Origin of the sequence: Gordonia gummivorans (assembly GCF_022513585.1) — a bacterium.
GTDB lineage: Bacteria > Actinomycetota > Actinomycetes > Mycobacteriales > Mycobacteriaceae > Gordonia.
This window is the reverse complement of the sequence record NZ_JAKWBF010000011.1, coordinates 62,854-81,049: the sequence shown is the minus strand read 5'-3', so window position 1 is coordinate 81,049 and position 18,196 is coordinate 62,854. Positions and strand designations below refer to the sequence as shown.

At 66.2% G+C, this 18,196-nt stretch carries 17 protein-coding genes and 2 tRNA genes; 8 read left to right on the top strand and 11 right to left on the bottom strand.

The features are described 5' to 3' along the window. Window positions 1–86: 86 nt before the first annotated feature. Window positions 87–332 (top strand): Lrp/AsnC ligand binding domain-containing protein, encoded by a 246-nt coding sequence (locus tag MKW15_RS10455; RefSeq protein ID WP_240857548.1) that lies wholly within the window; start codon window positions 87–89, stop codon window positions 330–332. Window positions 333–354: 22 nt separating this feature from the next. Further along, window positions 355–1,068, top strand: coding sequence for a DUF3515 domain-containing protein (locus tag MKW15_RS10450; protein ID WP_240857547.1), 714 nt, complete (start codon window positions 355–357; stop codon window positions 1,066–1,068). A 19-nt stretch (window positions 1,069–1,087) separates the two neighbouring features. Here MKW15_RS10450 and MKW15_RS10445 read toward each other — a convergent pair whose 3' ends face one another. Then, complete coding sequence (locus tag MKW15_RS10445; RefSeq protein ID WP_240857546.1) at window positions 1,088–2,095, bottom strand: NAD(P)H-dependent glycerol-3-phosphate dehydrogenase; 1,008 nt, start codon at window positions 2,093–2,095, stop codon at window positions 1,088–1,090. A 105-nt stretch (window positions 2,096–2,200) separates the two neighbouring features. Here MKW15_RS10445 and cofC point away from each other — a divergent pair, with 105 nt between their 5' ends. The 3 genes from cofC to MKW15_RS10430 all read left to right on the top strand — a co-directional run bounded on the left by cofC (window position 2,201) and on the right by MKW15_RS10430 (window position 6,227). After that, on the top strand, window positions 2,201–2,956 hold the full coding sequence (gene cofC / locus MKW15_RS10440; RefSeq protein WP_240857611.1) for a 2-phospho-L-lactate guanylyltransferase: 756 nt from the start codon (window positions 2,201–2,203) through the stop codon (window positions 2,954–2,956). An 88-nt stretch (window positions 2,957–3,044) separates the two neighbouring features. Further along, window positions 3,045–5,279 carry an RNA degradosome polyphosphate kinase gene (locus MKW15_RS10435; RefSeq protein ID WP_374246881.1) on the top strand — a complete coding sequence of 745 codons (2,235 nt, stop codon included), beginning with the start codon at window positions 3,045–3,047 and terminating at the stop codon, window positions 5,277–5,279. A gap of 45 nt (window positions 5,280–5,324) precedes the next feature. Next, window positions 5,325–6,227 carry an NUDIX hydrolase gene (locus tag MKW15_RS10430; RefSeq protein WP_240857545.1) on the top strand — a complete coding sequence of 301 codons (903 nt, stop codon included), beginning with the start codon at window positions 5,325–5,327 and terminating at the stop codon, window positions 6,225–6,227. 94 nt (window positions 6,228–6,321) lie between these two features. Here MKW15_RS10430 and MKW15_RS10425 read toward each other — a convergent pair whose 3' ends face one another. From MKW15_RS10425 to leuC, 3 genes are all read right to left on the bottom strand, one after another. After that, window positions 6,322–6,912, bottom strand: a complete 591-nt coding sequence (locus MKW15_RS10425; protein WP_240857544.1) for an HU family DNA-binding protein — start codon at window positions 6,910–6,912, stop codon at window positions 6,322–6,324. Between the two features lie 177 nt (window positions 6,913–7,089). Next, the gene (gene leuD / locus MKW15_RS10420) at window positions 7,090–7,683 is read right to left on the bottom strand and encodes a 3-isopropylmalate dehydratase small subunit (RefSeq protein ID WP_240857543.1); all 594 of its coding nucleotides are present in this window, start codon (window positions 7,681–7,683) and stop codon (window positions 7,090–7,092) included. A gap of 41 nt (window positions 7,684–7,724) precedes the next feature. Beyond that, window positions 7,725–9,161, bottom strand: a complete 1,437-nt coding sequence (gene leuC, locus MKW15_RS10415) for a 3-isopropylmalate dehydratase large subunit (RefSeq protein ID WP_240857542.1) — start codon at window positions 9,159–9,161, stop codon at window positions 7,725–7,727. A 118-nt stretch (window positions 9,162–9,279) separates the two neighbouring features. On the opposite strand from leuC, the gene MKW15_RS10410 reads away from it, so the two are divergent. Next, complete coding sequence (locus MKW15_RS10410; RefSeq protein WP_240857541.1) at window positions 9,280–10,014, top strand: IclR family transcriptional regulator; 735 nt, start codon at window positions 9,280–9,282, stop codon at window positions 10,012–10,014. A 39-nt stretch (window positions 10,015–10,053) separates the two neighbouring features. Next, window positions 10,054–10,551: a PPOX class F420-dependent oxidoreductase gene (locus tag MKW15_RS10405; protein ID WP_240857540.1), complete on the top strand. Its 498-nt coding sequence runs from the start codon at window positions 10,054–10,056 to the stop codon at window positions 10,549–10,551. A 56-nt stretch (window positions 10,552–10,607) separates the two neighbouring features. Here the strand turns inward: MKW15_RS10405 and MKW15_RS10400 are convergent. The 5 genes from MKW15_RS10400 to MKW15_RS10380 all read right to left on the bottom strand — a co-directional run bounded on the left by MKW15_RS10400 (window position 10,608) and on the right by MKW15_RS10380 (window position 14,015). Beyond that, window positions 10,608–10,680 (bottom strand) — tRNA-Glu (locus MKW15_RS10400). A gap of 68 nt (window positions 10,681–10,748) precedes the next feature. Beyond that, window positions 10,749–10,820 (bottom strand) — tRNA-Gln (locus MKW15_RS10395). Between the two features lie 85 nt (window positions 10,821–10,905). After that, a complete protein-coding gene (gene gltX, locus MKW15_RS10390) occupies window positions 10,906–12,381 on the bottom strand; it encodes a glutamate--tRNA ligase (protein ID WP_240857539.1) in 1,476 nt (491 codons plus the stop codon). 36 nt (window positions 12,382–12,417) lie between these two features. Next, on the bottom strand, window positions 12,418–13,230 hold the full coding sequence (locus MKW15_RS10385; protein ID WP_240857538.1) for an alpha/beta fold hydrolase: 813 nt from the start codon (window positions 13,228–13,230) through the stop codon (window positions 12,418–12,420). After that, a complete protein-coding gene (locus tag MKW15_RS10380; protein ID WP_240857537.1) occupies window positions 13,227–14,015 on the bottom strand; it encodes a fumarylacetoacetate hydrolase family protein in 789 nt (262 codons plus the stop codon). The genes MKW15_RS10385 and MKW15_RS10380 overlap by 4 nt, the downstream gene beginning before the upstream one ends. 156 nt (window positions 14,016–14,171) lie before the next feature. Between MKW15_RS10380 and MKW15_RS10375 the strand changes: the two genes are divergently transcribed. Beyond that, window positions 14,172–15,353: an MFS transporter gene (locus MKW15_RS10375; protein ID WP_276614831.1), complete on the top strand. Its 1,182-nt coding sequence runs from the start codon at window positions 14,172–14,174 to the stop codon at window positions 15,351–15,353. A 92-nt stretch (window positions 15,354–15,445) separates the two neighbouring features. Here the strand turns inward: MKW15_RS10375 and MKW15_RS10370 are convergent, their stop codons facing one another. Together MKW15_RS10370 and serA are read right to left on the bottom strand one after the other, a co-directional pair. Beyond that, window positions 15,446–16,459, bottom strand: coding sequence for a 3-isopropylmalate dehydrogenase (locus MKW15_RS10370; protein WP_240857536.1), 1,014 nt, complete (start codon window positions 16,457–16,459; stop codon window positions 15,446–15,448). Next, a complete protein-coding gene (serA, locus tag MKW15_RS10365; RefSeq protein WP_240857535.1) occupies window positions 16,456–18,051 on the bottom strand; it encodes a phosphoglycerate dehydrogenase in 1,596 nt (531 codons plus the stop codon). Before serA ends, MKW15_RS10370 begins: the two co-directional genes overlap by 4 nt. Window positions 18,052–18,196 lie beyond the last annotated feature (145 nt).

Genomic DNA, 18,196 nt, shown 5'->3' with positions numbered 1-18,196 from the left:
TATTGGCTCGGCGGGCGGTTCCCGCCGAGCGCGACATTGCCGCCGGCGTCGACAGCCCGATCCGGCGATGTGGATAAACGGAGAGGATGGCCGTGGTTCAGGCATACATACTGATCCAGACCGAGGTCGGACGGGCCGCGCTGGCCGCGGCGACCATCGCGGAGATCTCGGGGGTCGCCTCGTCCGAGGAGGTCAGCGGTCCTTACGACGTGATCGTCCGGGTCGATGCCGCCAACGCTTCTCACCTGACCGACGACGTCGTCCCGCAGATCCAGAAGGTGGACGGGATCACGCGCACCCTCACCTGCCCGGTGGTGAGCAGCACCCGCTGAGGCGGGCACTACCCTGTACCGAGTGAACGCAGCAGGCCCCGACGACAGCGGTTCGGTAGATCCGGACATCGCGGATACGGACGCCACCGGCAAGTCAGGTGGCGGCGACGCGGCGGATGACCGGGCGACAGTCGAGGCCACGACGGACGAGGAACCCACCGACGGTCGTTCGTCCGAGGGCCGCCCGGCCGAGCGCTACGGTTCCGGCCCGCGACTGAGTCCCGCGCTGATCGCAACCCTGGTCACGATTCCGATCATGGTGCTGGTGGGGTTCATCACCTATGCCGCGCTGAATCAGGACGACGACCCGACACCTGTCGACAACTACACCGTCGACACCGCAGTCGCGCCCGCGTGCGAGAAGTTCCTGGCCGCCCTTCCCGAACACTTCGACGGGTTCGGCGCCAAGGAGGTTCGGGGACAGAACGCCACCTGGCCGGCCTCGGGCGACGGTGACGACCTCACGCTGCGGTGCGGTGTGACCCGCCCCGCGGACCTGGCGCCGAGCAGCAAACTCCAGGTCGTCGATGCACCCGGGTCCGAACCAGTTCAGTGGTTCATCGTCGACACCATCGAGGGGCAGGGCCAGTCATATGTCGCCGTCGACCACCGGCCGTATGTTGCGCTGTGGGTGCCCGCCAACGCAGGCAACGGCCCCATCACCGACATCACCGGCGTGATCGCCAAGACGCTGCCGCCCGGGCCCCTCGAGTTTGCGCCCGCACCGTCACGGTGAGCGCGGGTGATTCCCGGCGTCAGTCACGGTAGATCTCGGGCTTGATCTCCCGCCCGAGCAGCGAGCTCACCGCATCTCCGACGGACATTCCCGAGTGGCACACCTTGTGCACCGCAGCTGTCAGGGGCATGTCGACCTGATGCTTCTCGGCCAGCGCCCGCACCGAGGTACACGACTTGACGCCCTCGGCGACCTGGCCGTGGGTCGCCTCCTGCGCCTGTTCCATCGTCAACCCCTCGCCCAGTCGGGCGCCGAAGGTGCGGTTCCTCGACAGCGGCGACGAGCAGGTCGCCACCAGATCACCGATCCCGGCGAGACCCGCGAGAGTTTCGATCTTCGCGCCGACCGCCACCGCGAGCCGGATGGTCTCGGCCAGCCCACGGGTGATGATCGTCGCCAAGGTGTTCTGCCCGAATCCCACACCGCTGGCCATGCCGCAGGCGAGCGCGATGACATTCTTGGCGGCACCACCGATCTCGCAGCCGATCACATCGGTGTTGGTGTACGGCCGGAAGTAACCGGTCGCGAACGCCTTCTGGAGGCGGCCCGCCCGCTCTTCGTCGACGCACGCGATGACGGTGGCCGCGGGCTGTCCCTCTGCGATCTCACGCGCCAGATTGGGTCCGGTCAGGACCGCGATCTGCTCGTCGGGAAAGGCGGTGACCTCGGCGATGACCTCGCTCATCCGCAGCAAGGTACTCGTCTCCACCCCCTTGGCCAGGGACACCAGCGTGGCGTCCTTCCGCAGATGAGGGGTCCACGCAGCGAGGTTGTCGCGCAACGATTGTGACGGCACCGCGCACACCACCACGTCGGCTTCTGCCAGCAGTTCCGGGTAGGAGTTCGACGCCTCGAGGTCGGCGGGCAGGGTGATTCCCGCGAGGTAGTCGGAGTTGGTGTGGGTGGAATTGATCTCGTCGGCCAGTTCGGCCCGACGCGCCCAAATCGACGTCGGAGTCCCGGCGTCGACGAGAACCTTTGCCGTCGCGGTCCCCCAGGAACCCGCACCCATCACCACCGCACGCACTGTCGTCCTCTCGTCGAGCCTGTGTTGGTGATCACCCTAGCCCTCGCCATCGATGCTTCGGCCCGGAACCGGCCCGGGAGGACCAGCCGTATCCTGAGGAATGTGATGGAGTCTCGGGCCGCCGGCGCATGCGGCGGCGTCGCCGCCGATGGCACGCGGCGATCGGGACGGGTTTCGGCGGTGCTGGCCGTCAAACACCTGCGCGACGCCAAAACCCGTCTCGCTGCGACGCTCTCTCCCACCGCGTCGGTGACCGACCATCGTTCCCTTGTCCTCGCGATGCTGCTCGACACCATCGGGGCTCTGACGTCGGCCGGTGTGGGTCAGATTCTGGTGGTGAGCCCCGACAACGATGTCCTGACGCATGCCCGGGCCGCGGGCGTGCGCGGCGTGCGCGAACCGGCCCGAGGTGACCGGGAGACGCCGGTGGCTGGGCTCAACCGTGCATTCGCCGACGGAGCACACCGCGCGCAGGAGATCTGGCCCGAGTCGGATTGGGTGCTGCTCATCCAGGCGGACCTACCGGCCGCACGCGCGACCAGTCTCATCGAGGTGATCGACGCCGCCGAGCAGGTCGCACGCAATCGTCTCTGCGATGAGGTCCTGCTCGCCGATCGGGACGGTTCGGGCACCGTGCTGTTGCTCCGACGCCCGTCGTGCGTCGATCCGCCCCGTTTCGGTGCGGGTTCGGCGGCCGCGCACCGGGGTGCGGGCGCGCTCGAACTCGATCCTGACCGGCTGCGCTGGTCCGATCTGCGGACCGACGTCGACACGGCCGGCGACCTCGACGCCGCGGCCGCTCTGGGCTTGGGTCCGAAGACATCCGCTGTGTTGAGCGCATGGGGTGAATCCGCCGACTGACGGGTCGCCGCCGACCCGCCTCACGCCGACCCACCGCGTGATGCGCCCACCGGCGTCACAGATTCGGCCGATGAGTCATGATTGACCGGTGAGCCCTGCCGACGCCTTCGACGCCTCCCCCGACTCGGGCACCCAGACACCGGAATCGCATGTGACAGAACCGACGGTCACGACCTCGATACCAGGCGCGCCGCCCGCGGCCACCCTGATCCCCGACGAGTCGGCCGACCTGCCCGAAGACCGGTACCTGAACCGGGAACTGAGTTGGCTCGATTTCAACTCCCGGGTGCTGGCGCTGGCCGAGGACACCTCGATGCCGCTCCTGGAGCGTGCGAAGTTCCTCGCGATCTTCGCGTCGAATCTCGACGAGTTCTTCATGGTGCGCGTCGCAGGTCTCAAACGCCGCGACGAGACCGGGCTGTCGGTACGCTCCGCCGACGGACTCTCGCCCCGAGAGCAGTTGTTGCGCATCGCGGGCCGCACCCAGACCATTGCCGACCGGCACGCCCGCGTGTTCATGGACTCGGTGCGGCCGGCGTTGGCGGAGAACGACATTCACGTGGTCGGCTGGTCGGACCTGACCGACGAGCAGCAGCGCCGAATGGTGGAACACTTCCACGACGAGGTCTTTCCTGTCCTCACCCCGCTCGCCGTCGATCCCGCGCACCCGTTCCCTTACATCAGCGGTCTCTCACTCAATCTCGCGGTGACGGTCCGCGAAGATGCCGAGAGCGGCGAACACTTTGCGCGCGTCAAGGTGCCCGACAACGTGAATCGCTTTGTGCGCGTGGATCAACTCCTGCCGCGGCCGACCGGGGAAGGCAAGGAACAGAAGCGCACCGTGGTGTTCCTGCCCATGGAGAATCTGATCGCGGCGAACCTCGAACACCTCTTCCCTGGCATGGAAATCGTTGAGCACCATGCCTTCCGGATCACCCGCAATGCGGACTTCGAGGTCGAGGAGGATCGCGACGAGGATCTTCTCCAGGCCCTCGAGCGGGAACTCGCGCGCAGGCGCTTCGGCTCCCCGGTGCGCCTCGAGGTCGCCGACGACATGAGCGAGCACATGCTCGAGTTGCTGCTGCGCGAGCTCGACGTCAATCCCGCAGATGTCATCCAGGTACCCGGTCTCCTCGACCTGTCGTCGCTGTTCGAGGTCAACGCACTCGACCGGCCGCATCTCAAGGACCGTCCGTTCGTCCCGGCGACGCATCCCGCCTTCGGGGAGCGCGAAACCCCGAAGAGTGTCTTCTCGACCTTGCGCGAGGGTGACGTGCTGGTGCATCACCCCTACGACTCGTTCTCGACGAGCGTGCAGCGCTTCATCGAACAGGCCGCCGCCGACCCGCAGGTTCTTGCCATCAAACAGACCCTGTACCGCACGTCGGGCGACTCGCCCATCGTCAATGCGCTGATCGACGCGGCCGAGGCCGGTAAGCAGGTCGTGGCGCTCGTGGAGATCAAGGCGAGGTTCGACGAGCAGGCCAACATCAAGTGGGCACGTCAGCTCGAGCAGGCCGGAGTCCACGTGGTCTACGGCCTCGTCGGCCTCAAGACCCACTGCAAGACCTGTCTCGTGGTGCGTCGCGAGGGCTCGTCCATCAAGCGGTATTGCCACATCGGCACCGGCAACTACAACCCGAAAACCGCTCGCCTGTACGAGGATGTGGGTCTGCTGACGGCATCCCCGGACATCGGCGCGGATCTGACCGATCTCTTCAATACCCTCACCGGCTACTCCCGCAAGAAGGAGTACCGCAACATCTTGGTTGCGCCGCACGGGATTCGGGCAGGCATCATCGCCCGCATCAATCGGGAGATCGAACTGCACCGCGAGGGCAACCCGCAGGCGCGGGTGCAGGTGAAGGCCAATGCACTCGTCGATGAGCAAGTGATCGACGCCCTCTATCGGGCATCGCAGAATGGCGTTCCCGTCGAGATCGTGGTGCGCGGAATCTGCGCGCTGCGGCCGGGGATGGAGGGCATCAGCGACAACGTGGTCGTCCGATCCATCTTGGGCCAATTCCTCGAGCACTCGCGAATCCTGTATTTCGGTGCGCAGGACGAGTACTGGATCGGCAGCGCCGACATGATGCATCGCAACCTCGATCGTCGCGTCGAGGTCATGGCGCAGGTGCGTGATCATCGACTCACCGCCGAACTGGGTGAGATGTTCGCCTCCGCACTGGATCCACGCACGCGCTGCTGGATACTCAAGTCCGACGGAAGCTGGGTGGCATCACCCGCCGCCGGCGAAGACGTTCGCGACCATCAGCGAGAGATGATGCGCCGCAATCGCCGACGTCCGGACATCGGGTCATGACGGGCAGCACCTTTTCGTAACCTCGACGCTCTAGGATCGCTCCCGATGTCGAAGACAGTGAAATCCGTGTGGGCCGCCGGCGGCGTCGTGTGGCGCGCGACCTCCGACTCGGTAGAAGTCGCAATCGTGCACCGGCCCCGCTATGACGACTGGACCCTGCCGAAGGGCAAGGCCGAAACCGGCGAAACCCTTGTGGACACCGCGGTCCGGGAGATCGCCGAGGAGACGGGCTTCAACGTTCGACTCGGCCGACACCTCCGCGACGTCAGCTACGACCTCGATCACTCACGCAAACACGTCCGGTATTGGTCGGCACCGGTCATCGACGGCGAGTTCGCCGCCAACGGCGAGGTCGACAAACTGCGCTGGCTCGACGTCGACAAGGCGGAGAATCAACTCAGCTATGCACTCGATCGCAAGATCCTGCGCGAGTTCACCCGACTGCCGGCCGACCTGCACACTCTGCTGCTGGTACGACATGCCAAGGCGGGACGGCGATCGCGCTACCGCGGCGACGACCGGCTGCGTCCTCTCGACTCGGAGGGGCGCAAGCAGGCCGACGCACTGGTCGGATTGCTGAGCGCATTCGGCGCCACTCGGGTGCATGCCGCCGATCGGGTCCGCTGCCGACAAACCGTCGAACCGTTCGCGTCATTCCTCGACACCGCGATCGAAAACGAGCCGACGCTGTCGGAGGAGTCATACCGGTCGGAACCGAAACCCGCGCACCGCCGGATCCGGGAGATCGCCGCCGACCTCGACCATGTGCACGCGGTCTGCAGTCAGGGCAAGGTCATTCCGCCGTTGATGGCATGGTGGGCCGATCGCGACGGCATCCGGCTACCCGCGGCGCGGAACCGCAAGGGAAGCGTGTGGGTCGTGTCGGCGCACGACGGTCGGCTCGTCGCCGCCGACCACATCTCGAGTCCGCTGCCCATGCCGTTGTAGCGATGCCCTGACGGGGCGGTCTTGCTCGGCATACAGTTCAGCCCTCGACGGGGGAAGTACGTCGAGGGCTGAACGGGGTTGGGTGCGAAGCTACTCAGCGACGAGTGCGCTTGGCCGGGGCCTTCTTGGCCGGAGCCTTCTTGGCTGCGGTGGCCTTCTTTGCCGGAGCAGCCTTCTTGGCCGGCGCCTTCTTGGCGGGAGCCTTCTTGGCTGCGGTGGCCTTCTTGGCGGGCGCTGCCTTCTTGGCGGGAGCCTTCTTGGCTGCGGTGGCCTTCTTTGCCGGAGCAGCCTTCTTGGCCGGAGTGGCCTTCTTGGCTGCGGTGGCGCGCTTGGCCGGTGCGGCCTTCTTGGCCGGAGCGGTTGCGCCGCTACCGCGCTTGACGGCCGGGCCGGACGCAGCGAGCTTCTGCTTGCCGGCGACGACGGCCTTGAACTGAGCGCCCGGACGGAACGCCGGAACGGACGTCGCCCGCACCTTCACGGTCTCGCCGGTACGCGGGTTGCGGGCCACACGCGGTGCGCGCCGCCGCTTCTCGAAGACGCCGAACCCGGTGATGGTCACGCTCTCACCCTTGTTCACCGCCCGAACGATCGTGTCCACCACGAGCTCGACGGCTTCGGTCGCAGTCTTGCGATCCGCGTCGAGCTTCTTGGTCAGCTCATCGATGAGCTCTGCCTTGTTCATTGATTACCTCCGCAAGCTGTTCTGACCACGCTTTTTTGGCCAGCTACCACCACACGGTAAACAACGAATTCGAAAACGTCCATCTTCCACGCCAATTAGACGGGCATGTTGCGAAATCGATAGTGATGGCCGTCATCTCCCCGAACGGGGATATGGGGTTTGGGAAGCGGTCCGAAATCAGGCCGGAAGCGTGACCGGTTTGAAGGCGGGACGAGTGGCCTCGTAGTCGGAAATCGCTTCTACCTGGCGCAATGTCAGCCCGATGTCGTCGAGACCTTCCATCAGACGCCACCGCGTGTAGTCATCAATTGCCAACGGCACCACGAGGTCTGCAGCGGTGACGGTCTTATCGACAAGGCTCACCGTCACTTCCAGACCCGGCTGCTCGTCGAGACGCTTCCACAGCAACTCGACGTCGGACTGCTCGACCTGCGCGGCAACCAATCCGGCCTTCCCGGCGTTGCCGCGGAAGATGTCGGCGAACCGCGACGAGATCACCACCCGAAACCCGAAGTCCGACAGTGCCCAGACGGCGTGCTCGCGCGACGACCCGGTGCCGAAGTCGGGACCGGCGACGAGAACCGAACCGCGACTCCACGGCTCGTTGTTGAGGATGAAGTCGGGATCGGCACGCCATCCGGCGAAGAGTCCGTCCTCAAAGCCCGTGCGGGTCACCCGCTTCAGGTAGACGGCCGGGATGATCTGGTCGGTGTCGACGTTGCTGCGGCGCAGGGGAACGCCGATTCCTGTGTGTTCGGTGAAAGGTTGCATCGAGAGGCCTTTGGTGTGGTGAGGGACGTTGTGGGATCTGGTCAGGACAGGTCGGCGGGAGACGAGAGAGTTCCGCGGACCGCGGTGGCCGCTGCCACCGCAGGCGAAACGAGGTGCGTCCGGCCGCCTTTGCCCTGCCGTCCTTCGAAATTGCGGTTCGACGTCGAGGCGCAGCGTTCCCCCGGCGACAGCTGATCGGGGTTCATGCCAAGGCACATCGAGCATCCCGCCTGCCGCCACTCGGCGCCCGCGCCGACAAAGATCTCGCCGAGCCCTTCGTCTTCGGCCTGTGCCCGCACGCGCATCGATCCTGGCACGATCAGCATGCGCATCCCGTCGGCGATCTTGCGGCCCTTCAGGATGCCGGCCACCGCCCGCAGATCCTCGATCCGGCCATTGGTGCACGAACCGACGAACACGGTGTCGACCTTGATGTCGCGCAGCGGCATGCCGGGACGCAGATCCATGTACTCCAACGCCTTCGAGGCCGAGCTCGCCGCGGTCTCGTCACCCATGTCGGCCGGGTCCGGGACCACCGAACCGAGCGGAGCACCCTGGCCGGGGTTGGTCCCCCAGGTCACGAACGGGCTCAACGCGGACGCGTCGATGTGCACCTCGGCGTCGAACTCGGCACCTTCGTCGGTGCGCAGACTGTCCCAATACTCCACTGCGGCATCCCATTCCGCACCGGTCGGCGCATTTGGACGGTCCTTCAGGAAGTCATAGGTCACCTGGTCGGGTGCGATCATCCCGGCACGCGCGCCGGCCTCGATCGACATGTTGCATATGGTCATTCGGGCTTCCATCGACAGCTTCTCGATGGCTGCGCCGCGGTATTCCAAGACGTAGCCCTGCCCGCCACCGGTGCCGATCTTGGCAATGACGGCCAAGATCAGGTCCTTGCTCGTCACACCGTGGGGTAGTTCGCCGTCGACGGTGATCGCCATGGTGCGGAACGGCCGCAGCGACAGAGTCTGGGTTGCCAGAACGTGTTCCACCTCGGATGTGCCGATTCCCATCGCCAGCGCACCGAACGCACCGTGCGTCGAGGTATGGCTGTCACCGCACACGACCGTCATCCCCGGCTGGGTCAGACCGAGCTGCGGACCGACGACATGCACGATGCCCTGCTCGGCATCGCCCATGGGATGCAACCGGATACCGAACTCTTCGCAGTTGTGGCGGAGGGTCTCCACCTGTGTACGCGACACCTCGTCGGCGATCGGCTTGAAGATGTCGAGGGTCGGGACGTTGTGATCCTCGGTGGCGATCGTCAGATCGGGGCGGCGCACCGGACGCCCGGCAAGGCGGAGCCCCTCGAAGGCCTGCGGACTCGTCACCTCGTGCACGAGATGCAGGTCGATGTAGATGAGGTCGGGATTCTTCGCGCCGGATGCATCGGTGTCACCGGGCACCACAACGTGGTCTTGCCACACCTTCTCGGCGAGAGTACGCGGCTGGGCTGGGCTGTTACTCATGGCTGCACTCGTCTATCTCGTGAACTACTGGGGCTATCTGGAGTTCTCACCGGATGTCTCGTCAACGTGAACATCGCCAACGTGGACATCTCAGTATTTGGACGGATAGTATCGTCCTATGGGAAATGATAGCGCATCTCCGGTCAGCAGCGGAATCGGAGTACTCGACAAGTCGGTCGCGGTTCTGCACGCGATCGCCGAGGCGCCATGCAATCTCACCGAACTCTGTGCGCACACCGGACTCCCCCGCGCGACCGCGCACCGGCTGGCCGTCGGCCTCGAAGCGCACCGGTTCCTGGCCCGCGACAGTTCCGGACGGTGGCAACCGGGACCGGCGCTCGGAGAGCTCGCGGCGTCGGCCCACGATCCGGTGACCGAGGCCGCCCTCATGGTGCTCCCGCGACTGCGTGACATCACCGGCGAATCGGTCCAGGTCTATCGCCGCGAAGGTGCCGAACGCGTGTGTGTCGCGGCGATGGAACCGCCTACGGGACTTCGGGACACGGTCCCGGTGGGCACCCGGTTCCCGATGAGTGCCGGATCGGCGGCCAAGGTGCTGCTCGCCTGGGCCGACCCGGCGACCCAGCGAGCCCTGGTGCACGACAGCGTGTTCAGCGAACGGGCCCTGCACGAGATCCGTCGTCGGGGATGGGCACAGAGCGCAGGAGAACGTGCCGCAGGCGTCGCCAGCGTGTCGGCGCCGGTGCGCGACGCCGGCGGGGACGTCGTCGCCGCCATCTCGGTGTCGGGTCCGATCGACCGGATGGGCCGACGCCCGGGCGCCCGGTGGGCGGCAGACCTCCTCGCCGCGGCCGACGCGATCCACAAGAGACTCCAGTCACCTCGCGGGTGAGGTGTGCCGTCGATCTCAGGCGTCGGCTAGCGTCAGAGCATGGGAGTCAATCAGCGCACACAGATCGTCATGACCGACGACGAGATCACCGAGTTCATCGCCCGCAGCCGGACCGCCACCCTGGCGACCACCGGACCGGACGGCGGCATCCACCTCGTCGCGATGTGGTACGGCATCGTCGACGGCGAGATCTGGTTCGAGACCAAGGCCAAATCGCAGAAGGCCGTCAACCTCCGACGCAACAGTCGCTGCTCGGTCCTCGTCGAAGACGGTGACACCTACGGCACCCTGCGCGGCGTCGCGATCGAGGGCACCGCGGAGATCCTCGACGACCCCGACTCCTGCCTGAAGGTAGGGATCAGTGTGTGGGAGCGCTACACCGCGCCCTACACCGAGGAGTCCAAGCCCTTCGTCGAGCAGATGATGAACAAGCGTGTCGCGGTGCGCGTCATCCCGTCGCGGACGCGCTCGTGGGATCACCGCAAGCTCGGTCTGGGCGAGATGCCGGTGTCGGGCTCGACCGTGCCGTCGACATAACAGTCGCCAAAAGCGAAGGCGCCCCCTCCGACATCTCGGAGGGGGCGCCTTCGTTGTAGCCCCGACGGGATTCGAACCCGCGCTACCGCCTTGAGAGGGCGGCGTCCTAGGCCGCTAGACGACGGGGCCAAGGAACTTTCGTTCTTGAACTGCTACATCCGATGAGACCCTACTCGGTGCTCATCGTGTGTAGTTCGCTGGGGTACCAGGACTCGAACCTAGAATGGCTGAACCAGAATCAGCTGTGTTGCCAATTACACCATACCCCAAGGCTTTGACCATTCCCGCGAGGAAACGGCCGAGCGCTAGAGTATCAAAGCCTGACCAGAAGACCACAAACGTGCAGCTCAGGCCCTATTTTTCGCTCAGTTCCCGCGCGGCCGCCAAGCGGGCCAGCGTCTTGTCGCGGCCGAGGATCTCCATCGACTCGAACAGCGGCGGACTCACCTGCGAGCCGGTGACCGCCACCCGCACCGGGCCGAATGCCTTCCGCGGCTTGAGTTCCAGACCGTCGACCAGAGCACTGTTGAGCGCGTCGTGGATCGACGGAGTGGTCCAGGACGGCAACTCGGCTATCGCGTCGATGGTGGCAGTGAGGACCGGTACGGCGTCCGGGCCGAGGTTCTTGTTCGCCGACTTCTCGTCGATGACGAAGTCCTCGTCGGAGACGTAGGCGAAGCTGATCAGATCCCAGGCGTCACCGAGAACCTGTATGCGGGTCTGGACCAACTCGGCGAGCGCGGCGAAGGTCGCGTCGTCGATCCGCTCCGTCAGCTTGCCCTGACCGATGAGGAACGACTTGAGTCGGGCGGTGAAGTCACCGAGCTCGAGCATGCGGATGTGCTCGGCGTTGATCGCATCGGCCTTCTTCTGATCGAAACGGGCGGGATTGGAGTTCACGTCGTGCACGTCGAAGGCGGCGATCATCTGTTCGAGGGTGAACACATCCGTCTCGTGCGAGTACCCCCAACCGAGCAGTGCGAGGTAATTGAGCAGCCCCTCCGGGAGGAAACCGCGATCGCGGTGATGGAACAGATTCGACTCCGGATCGCGCTTGGAGAGTTTCTTGTTGCCCTCCCCCATCACGAACGGCAGATGCCCGAACGCCGGCACCGCGTCGGCGACACCGATCCGAATGAGCGCCTGGTACAGCGCGATCTGGCGGGGAGTCGAGGACAACAGATCTTCGCCGCGCAGGACGTGGGTGATCTTCATCAACGCGTCGTCGACCGGGTTGACCAACGTGTAGAGCGGATCGCCCGAGGCACGGGTCAGCGCGAAGTCGGGGACGGTGCCGGCCTTGATGGTCGTGGTACCGCGGACCAGATCGTCCCAGCTGATGTCGGCGTCCGGCATGCGTAGGCGCACAACAGGTTTGCGGCCCTCGGCGAGAAAGTCGGAGCGCTGTTCGGGGGTGAGGTCGCGGTCGAAGTTGTCGTAGCCGAGTTTCGGATCACGACCGGCCGCCCGGTGTCGCGCCTCAACCTCCTCGGGTGTGGAGAACGCGTGATACGCCTCGCCCGAGGCCAGCAACTTCTCGACGACCTCGGCATGGATCTCGCGTCGCTCCGACTGCCGGTAGGGCCCGTACGGCCCCCCGACCTCGGGCCCCTCATCCCAGTCGAGGCCGAGCCACCGCAACGCCTCCAGGATTGCGTCGTAGGACTCCTGACTGTCACGCGCGGCGTCGGTGTCCTCGATGCGGAACACGAAGGTGCCGTTGTCGTGCCGGGCCTGAGCGAAGTTGAACAGTGCGGTCCGCACCAGACCGACGTGCGGCGTCCCGGTCGGCGACGGACAGAAACGGACGCGCACACCCTCGTTGTTCATGTGGGCCAGCGTATCGAACGCCCGATGCCCCGATCGTCAGCGGTGACGGCCGAGGAACTCGACGAGAAGTCGATTCACCTCGGCGGGCTGCTCGAGGTAACCGAAGTGCCCGGCCTTGGCGACCTCGGCGTACTCGGCACCCGGAACCGCGTCGGCCACCTCGCGTGCGAGTTTCGGCGGCAGGGTGCGATCGTCGGCAAACCCGATCACGAGCATCGGACGCGTGATCGCTCGATACGCAGCCAGCCGGTTGGCCTCCTGGTTGTGCAACTCGAGTTGTGCACGCACGCCGGCCGTCACCGTCTGCGGCGAGAAACCGATCACGTCGAGCCAGTCACGGGCGGAACGATCGTCGTCGAGCGTGTGCGGCGACAGGTTCAGATGTGCGGTGATCGCCGCCTGATACTCCGGTGGCAGCTTGATCTTGTTGTCGTAGAGGTCGCGCTCGCCGGCCGAAATCGCTTCCTGCAGCGGCGTACCCCGACCGTAGGTGGCAACGGCGACAGCGGCTTTCACCACGTCGGGGCGTGCGAGCGCGAGCTCCTGGGTGATGCGCGCGCCGAGGGACGTTCCGACGACGAGGGCCGGCCCGCCGCCGACATGCTCGATGAGAGCTGCCGTGTCGGCGACCATGTCGTCGACGGTGAATCCCTCGGCGCATTCGGATGACGGTGCGATACCCCGGTTGTCGAAGGTCACCACCCGATAGCCCGCCTTCACCAGTGCGGGTTCCTGATTGGCCTTCCAGACCCGGCCCGGACTGCCGGTACCCATCACCATGACGACGAGCGGACCGTCGCCACTCACGTCGTAGGAGATGTCGATGCCGTTGACCCTCGCGACGGTCACGACCTCTCCCCAACCGGATTGGACAGTGTCCCCAGCCCCTCGACCGTGACCGAAACCCGTTGTCCGGCAACCATTGGGCCGATCCCTTCGGGCGTTCCGGTCAAGATCACGTCACCGGGCAGCAGCGTCATGACGCGCGAGATCCACTCCACGATCGCGCCGATGTCGTGCAGCATCAACGACGTTCGGCTGCGCTGGCGGACCTCACCGTCGAGTTCGGTGCGCAGTTCCACGTCGGACGGGTCGAAGTCGGTGTCGATCCATGGTCCGAGTGGGCAGAACGTGTCGTAGCCCTTGGCGCGGGTCCACTGCCCGTCGATCTGCTGCTGGTCGCGCGCGGTGACATCGTTGGCAACCGTGTAACCGAGGATCACGTCCTTGGCCCGTGCGGCCTTGACGTCCCTGCATGGTTGCCCGATGACCACCGCGAGTTCGCCCTCGTAGTCCACTCGTTCCGACGAGGGCGGACGCAGGATCGGGACGTCGGGACCGATGATCGAGGTGTTCGGCTTGATGAAGATCACCGGCGACGCCGGGGCCCGCCCACCCATCTCCTTGATGTGATCGGCGTAGTTCTTGCCGATGCAGATCACCTTGCTCGCCAGGATCGGTGCGAGCAGCCGTACGTCGGCGAGCTTCCACGACCGGCCGGTGAAGGTGGGTGTGCCGAACGGGTGCTCGGCGATCTCCTTGGCCACCGCATCCGGTGTCACTCCATCCGGACCGGCCCCCTCGATGGAGACGAATGCCACTCCGCCGGGACTCGCGATTCGACCTAAGCGCATGTCGATGACACTACCGCCGAGTCTCAGATGTCGAGAACCGGGTTGGAGTGGTTGCGTGGCTCGTTCTAATATGTGGGCATTGAGTTCCAAAATATGAGATTGGTGGTGAGCGACGTGACCGTGATCGACGCGGTGTCCGTGCAACGCAGGTGGTCGATGCTCGGATGTTCGCTGCTTGCCGCCCTCACCACCACCTGCGTGGTGAGCGGAGTCGCCTATCTGATTCCGGCGCTGCACGCCGACGCCGGGCTCACGCTGACCGAGGCGTCGACACTCGCCGCCATCCCGACCGTGGGGTTGATGGTCGCCATCATCGGCTGGGGCATGCTGCTCGACCGGTACGGCGAGCGACGCATCCTGACGATTTCGCTGTCGATCAGCCTGGCCGGTGCGAGTGCGGCCGCGGCGGCAGCGTTCGCCGGTGCCTCGTATCTCGTGCTCGGTGCTTGCCTGCTCATCGGCGGCGTCGGATCGGGTGCGGCCAACGGTGCGAGCGGTCGGATCGTTGTCGGGTGGTTCCCCGCCGACCAGCGTGGCACCGCGATGGGTATTCGCCAGATGGCCCAGCCGCTGGGCATCGCAGTATGTGCACTCACCATGCCGGCGACGGCGGCGGCGCACGGAATCGGTGCAGCACTTGCCATTCCGGCCGTCGTGACCGCGGCGGGACTTATCGCGGTACTGATCGGCGTCGTCGATCCGCCGCGGAACCCGACCCGCGTCGTGGACTCGCACGCACCAGCTCCGAAGCGAAATCCCTACCGGAAGAGCAGTTTCCTGGCCCGCGTACACACCGTCAGCGTTCTGCTGGTGGTACCGCAGTCGATGCTGTGGACCTTTGTGCCGACCTGGCTGATCGTCGCGCATCATTGGGCGCCGACGACGGCCGGTGTCTTGATCACCGTGACCCAGGTGATCGGTGCGCTCGGTCGGATCGTCGCCGGCCGGTGGTCGGACGCCTGGGCGTCCCGGATGCGCCCGGTCCGGCTCATCGCGATCGGCGCGGCCGCCGCGATGGCTGCGCTGGCCTTCGCCGACTGGATCGACAGCCCATGGGCGCCCGCCCTGATGGCGGTGGCCACGGTGATATCGGTCGCCGACAACGGACTCGCGTTCACCGCCATCGCGGAGTACGCGGGACCCGAATGGAGCGGTCGGGGTCTGGCCGTGCAGAACACGGGTCAGTATCTGGCGACGGCGGTGACCACACCGGTGTTCGGCGCATTGATCGCGGCCGTGGGCTTTCCGCTGACCTTCGCGATCACCGCGCTGACGCCATTACTGGCCGCTCCCCTGGTACCCGACGATCCGCCGGTCGTCGAAGAGCCGGTGGCATAGGCCGCCTCGACACACTCTGTGTCCACATGAGAACCTGCGTGCTCCAGCACACAGGTTCTCCTGCAGCACGCAGGGATGTTGTCTACAGCGACTCAGGCGAGCCGTTCGCGAATCCGCTTGCCGACCTCGCTGGTGCTCAGGACCGCACCGCCGCGATCGGCGAGGTCGTCGGCGACCGCCTTCTCGACGCGCTTGGCCGCATCGGCCTCACCGAGATGCTCGAGCAGCAGGGCGACCGAGAGGATCGCGGCCGTCGGATCGGCCTTGCCCTGTCCGGCGATGTCGGGGGCACTGCCGTGGACGGGCTCGAACATCGACGGGTTGGTTCGGGTTGCGTCGATGTTGCCGGACGCGGCGAGACCGATTCCACCACTCACCGCGGCCGCGATGTCGGTGATGATGTCGCCGAACAGGTTGTCGGTGACGATGACGTCGAATCGGCCCGGATCGGTCACCAGGTAGATGGTGGCGGCGTCGACGTGGCAGTAGTCGGTGGTCACATCGGGGAACTCGGCCCCGATCTCCTCGACCGCGCGCGCCCACAGCGACCCGGCAAAGGTGAGCACGTTGGTCTTGTGCACCAACGTCAGATGCTTGCGCCGCTGCTGAGCCCGGCCGAAGGCATTACGGACGACGCGTTCGACGCCGTAGCGCGTGTTGACGCTGACCTCGGTGGCCACCTCGTGCGGGGTTCCGGTCCGAATGGCCCCGCCATTGCCCGTGTACGGCCCTTCGGTGCCCTCGCGGACCACCACGAAGTCGATGTCGGGGTCGCCTGCGAGCGGCGTGGACACACCCGGGAACCGTCGCGACGGGCGCAGGTTCACGTGATGGTCGAGCGCGAAGCGCATCGTCAGCAGCAGGCCGCGCTCAAGGACACCCGACGGCACCGACGGGTCGCCGATCGCGCCGAGCAGGATGGCGTCGTGCTCACGCAGCGACTCGAGGTCAGCGTCAGTGAGCAGTTCGCCGTTGCGGTGGTAGCGGCGGGCACCGAGATCGAACTCGGTGGTGTCGACGTCGGGAACCACCGTCCGCAGCACGTCGAGTGCTTCGCCGATGACCTCCGGCCCGATGCCGTCGCCGGCGATGACGGCAAGTTTCATGACAGATCCACCTGTTCGATGAGAGTTGCGCCGACCGCATCGGAGATCGCGGAGACGAGGTCGTCGGCGATCTTGTCACCAACGCGGAGCATCATCGTCGCGCCCGGTCCCTCGGCGTCCTGGGACAGGCCGGCAGCGAGGATGTCGATACCGGCGTTGCCGAGCAGCGTGCCGATCTTGCCCAGCGAACCAGGCTGGTCGGCGTAGCTGACCAGCAGGTTGTGGCCCTCGGCACGCAGGTCGAAGTTGCGGCCGTTGATGTTGACGATCTTCTCCACCAGCTGCGGCTCGGTGAGCGAGCCGGCGACATTGAGCACCGAACCGTCGGCGAAGACGGCCTTCACATCGACGACGCTGCGGTGGTTGGGGCTTTCGGTGGCTGTGGTCACCTCGGAGGTGACACCACGCTCGGTGGCCACTGCGGGCGCGTTGACGAAGGTGACAGGCTCCTCGAGGACCGCCGAAAACAGTCCGCGCAGCGCCGAGAGACCGAGGACCTCGACGTTGCTCGACGCGAGTTCACCGCGCACGTCGACGACGATCGAGGTCGGCGGCTCCGGGCTGATCGCGCCGATGACGACGCCGAGCTTGCGGGCCATCTCGAGCCACGGCGCGACCTCTTCGTCGACCGCCCCACCCGTGATGTTGACCGCATCCGGCACAAAGTGGCCGGCCAGGGCAAGTCGGACGCTCTTGGCGACGTCGGTACCGGCTCGATCCTGCGCCTCGCTGGTGGAAGCGCCGAGGTGAGGTGTGACCACCACCTGCGGCAGTTCGAACAGAGGCGAATCGGTGCACGGCTCGGTCGCGTAGACGTCGAGACCCGCGCCCCGGACCTGTCCGGCGGTGATCGCGTCGGCGAGCGCCTGCTCGTCGATCAGCCCGCCACGCGCGGCGTTGACGATGACCACGCCCTTCTTGGTGCGGGCCAACTGCTCGGCGCCGATGAGACCCAGCGTCTCCGGCGTCTTGGGAAGGTGCACGGTGATGAAGTCGGCACGCTCGAGCAGCTCGTCGAGCGTGACCAGCTCGATGCCGAGCTGTGCGGCGCGGGCCGGCGACACATACGGGTCATAGGCGATGACATGGGTCTCGAAGGCCGCCAGACGCGCTGCTACGAGCTGGCCGATACGACCGAGCCCGACCACGCCGACCGTCTTGTCGAAGATCTCGACACCGTTGAAGGACGAGCGCTTCCAGGTGTGGTCACGCAGCGTCGCATCGGCCGCCGGGATCTGGCGGGCCGCCGACATCAGCAAGGCGATGGCGTGTTCGGCGGCGGTGTGGATGTTGGAGGTGGGCGCGTTGACCACCATCACGCCACGCGATGTCGCGGCCGGCACATCGACGTTGTCCAGGCCGACGCCGGCACGGGCGATGATCTTGAGCTTCTTGCCCGCCTCGAGCACATCGGCGTCGACGGTCGTCGCCGACCGGACGAGCAGGGCGTCGGCGTCGACGACGGCGTCGAGCAGCTTCGGACGATCCGGACCGTCGACCCACCGCACTTCGACTCCGTCGCCGAGCGCCTCCACCGTGGAGGGCGCCAACTTGTCGGCGATCAGGACAATCGGACGGCCAGCAGAGCTCACTTTATGTTTCTCCATGTCGGACGTGGGATCAGGTTCGCGACGATCTCGCGCGGTCACGCGCAGAGCAAAGTCTCCGACCACACAGCTTAGAGGTGTGCTAGGGGCCACAGAACAGGCGGTCCACCCCTTGCCTGGAGGAAGGCTG